This window comes from Actinomycetota bacterium (assembly GCA_035540895.1).
Taxonomy (GTDB): Bacteria; Actinomycetota; JAICYB01; order JAICYB01; family JAICYB01; genus DATLFR01.
The window spans coordinates 1-2,358 of sequence record DATLFR010000006.1 but is presented as its reverse complement, the minus strand read 5'-3'; the positions used below and the strand labels follow the sequence as shown (position 1 = coordinate 2,358).

At 73.5% G+C, this 2,358-nt stretch carries 4 protein-coding genes; 2 read left to right on the top strand and 2 right to left on the bottom strand.

Annotation, left to right across the window (positions count from 1 at the left end; genetic code table 11):
- Window positions 1-596 (bottom strand): methylmalonyl-CoA mutase family protein (locus VM840_00295; protein ID HVL80013.1); only part of this gene is annotated, 596 nt, incomplete at its 3' end.
- Between the two features lie 58 nt (window positions 597-654).
- Here VM840_00295 and VM840_00290 point away from each other — a divergent pair.
- Window positions 655-1,191 carry a hypothetical protein gene (locus VM840_00290; GenBank protein ID HVL80012.1) on the top strand — a complete coding sequence of 179 codons (537 nt, stop codon included), beginning with the start codon at window positions 655-657 and terminating at the stop codon, window positions 1,189-1,191.
- Between the two features lie 16 nt (window positions 1,192-1,207).
- Here VM840_00290 and VM840_00285 read toward each other — a convergent pair whose 3' ends face one another.
- Window positions 1,208-2,050, bottom strand: coding sequence for a MurR/RpiR family transcriptional regulator (locus VM840_00285; protein ID HVL80011.1), 843 nt, complete (start codon window positions 2,048-2,050; stop codon window positions 1,208-1,210).
- Window positions 2,051-2,097: 47 nt separating this feature from the next.
- Here VM840_00285 and VM840_00280 point away from each other — a divergent pair.
- Window positions 2,098-2,358: aldehyde dehydrogenase family protein (locus VM840_00280; protein ID HVL80010.1), on the top strand; the 261-nt coding region annotated here is incomplete at its 3' end.

Below are 2,358 nucleotides of genomic sequence, written 5' to 3'. Positions count from 1 at the left end.
GCGCAGTAGGCGAACGTGTCGGTGATGAGGCGGAGGGCGGGTTGGGGCGGGTAGATGAACGTCCCGCGCGCGATGTACTCCTTCAGGACGTCGTTCTGGATCGTCCCGCCCAGCTTCGCGGGGTCGGCCCCCTGCTCCTCGGCGGCGAGCTGGTACAGGAGCAGGAGCATGGCCGCGGGGGCGTTGATGGTCATGGAGGTCGTGACGTCCTCCATCGGGATGCCCGAGAAGAGGGTCCGCATGTCCTCGAGCGAGTCGATGGCGACCCCGACCTTGCCCACCTCTCCGACCGCCATCGGGGAGTCGGAGTCGTACCCCATCTGGGTGGGGAGGTCGAAGGCGACCGAGAGCCCGGTCTGTCCGTGGTCGAGGAGGTACCGGTAGCGCGCGTTCGACTCCTCGGCGGTCCCGAACCCTGCGTACTGGCGCATCGTCCACAGCCGGCCTCGGTACATGTTCGGGTACACGCCGCGCGTGAACGGGTACTCGCCCGGGCTCCCGAGCCGCTCGGACAGGTCGAACCCGGCGAGCTGCTGCTGCGTGTAGACCGGCTCGACCTCGATCCCGGACGACGTAAGGACCGGCTCGTCGCTCATGGACCGATGGTACGCGTCCCGGGCAGGACGACGCCGCGTCCGCGGCGAAGGGTGGCGCATGACCCGGCTCGCGCTCGCCCTGGCCTTCGTCCTCGCGTCCGCCGCGACCGCGCAGGCGATCGAGACCGAGCGGGTGCCCCCCTTCGACTTCGCCTCGGCCTGCTCCCTGGCCGTGCCCGCCACCTGCGCCGCGAGCGAACACGCGAGCGTCGCCCCGGGTGCCTACGCCGACGTGGGGGGCAGGCTCGTCTCCACCGCGGCCAGCACCGGCACGCGCGCCTGGGCGGTGACGGGGTTCCGGTTCACCGTGCCCGCCGGGACGACCCTCGCCGTCACCGCCGACGTGACCCTGCGCGGCGCCGGGACCTTCAAGGCGTGCATCGACCTCGGCGGCCAGGTCGCCGAGCCGGTCGCGCCGAGGTGCCAGAGCCGGGACGGTACGTGGACGCTCTCCGGCTCGATCTCCGCCCCGCCGGGCGAGGCGCTCACCGCGGACCCCCGGGTCCGGCTCGTGGGAGCCGAGGACTGCGCCATCGGGTGCTTCGGCACCGCCGTGGCAGAGGTCCGTCGGTTCACGTACCGCGTCCTTCGGTAGCCGCGACCGGGTTCTCTCAGCGGTCGACCAGGGCGCCGGTCTGGGCCCATAGGCGCTCGACGCGGTCCAGCCGGGCCGTCGCCGTGCGCCGGAGCCGCGCTGCCGTCCCGGCGACGAGCGCGTTGCAGAGGGCCATCGTCCCCACGTGGGAGTCGAACGGCCCCGCTCCCGTGGCGTTGACGACGAAGACGTGGGCGGCGTGCGCGGCGAGGGGCGACAGGAGCCCGTCCGTGATCGCCACGAGGGTGAGCCCGCCGGCCGCGGCCCGCTCCGCCGCCTCCAGCACCCACCGTTCGTAACGGCGGAGGTCGATCGCGACGAGCACGTCGCGTGGGTCGAGCAGGGCGAGCTGCCGGACCACCCGCACCTCGGTCCCCACGAAGAGCTGGACACCCGGGCGGAGCATCCCGAGCGCGTCCGCCATGACGTGGGCCGGCCCGAGGGTCGCCTCACCGGAGAGGACGGCCACCCGGCGCCCGCGATCCGCGAGCGACCTGGTCACCTCGTCGAACGCGGCGGGGTCGACCGCAGCCAGCGTGTCGTGGACGTTCGACGTCTCGATCTCGAGCGACCGACGGAGGGGGTCGGGGGCGGGCCGGGTCCGGATGGCAGCCGCGGCCGGCCGCAGCCGGCCGGCGAGCTCCTCCTGGACCGCCGCCTGTAGGGCGACGAACCCGTCATAGCCCAGCTTCGTCGCGGTCCGCACGACCGTCGGCCCGCTCGTGGAGGCCTCGGACGCGAGGGAGGCGACCGTCCCGAACGCGATCGCCTCCGGACGGGCGAGCACCACCTCGGCCACCCTCCGCTCCGCCGGGGACAATCGCTCCCGCGCCTCCGCCAGCCTTTCGCCGATGTCCACGGAACAGATGTTACGTTGGTCTCCGTCCTTGGAACAGGAGGTACGTGATGGCCACGACCACGTACGGCAACCGGACGGCCGGCTCGACCGTCGTCCCACCCGGCGCCGGTCTGTTCGCGTCGGTCAACCCCGCCCGCCCCTCCGAGGAGCTCGGGCTCTTCCCGGAGTCGGACGCGGCCGCGGTCGACGAGGCGGTCCGGGCGGCTGCGGAGGCTCAGCGCGACTGGGCGCGGGTGCCCTGGCCGGAGCGGGCCGAGACGATCGCCCGCACCGGCGAGATCCTCGCCTCCCGCAAGGAGGAGATGGCG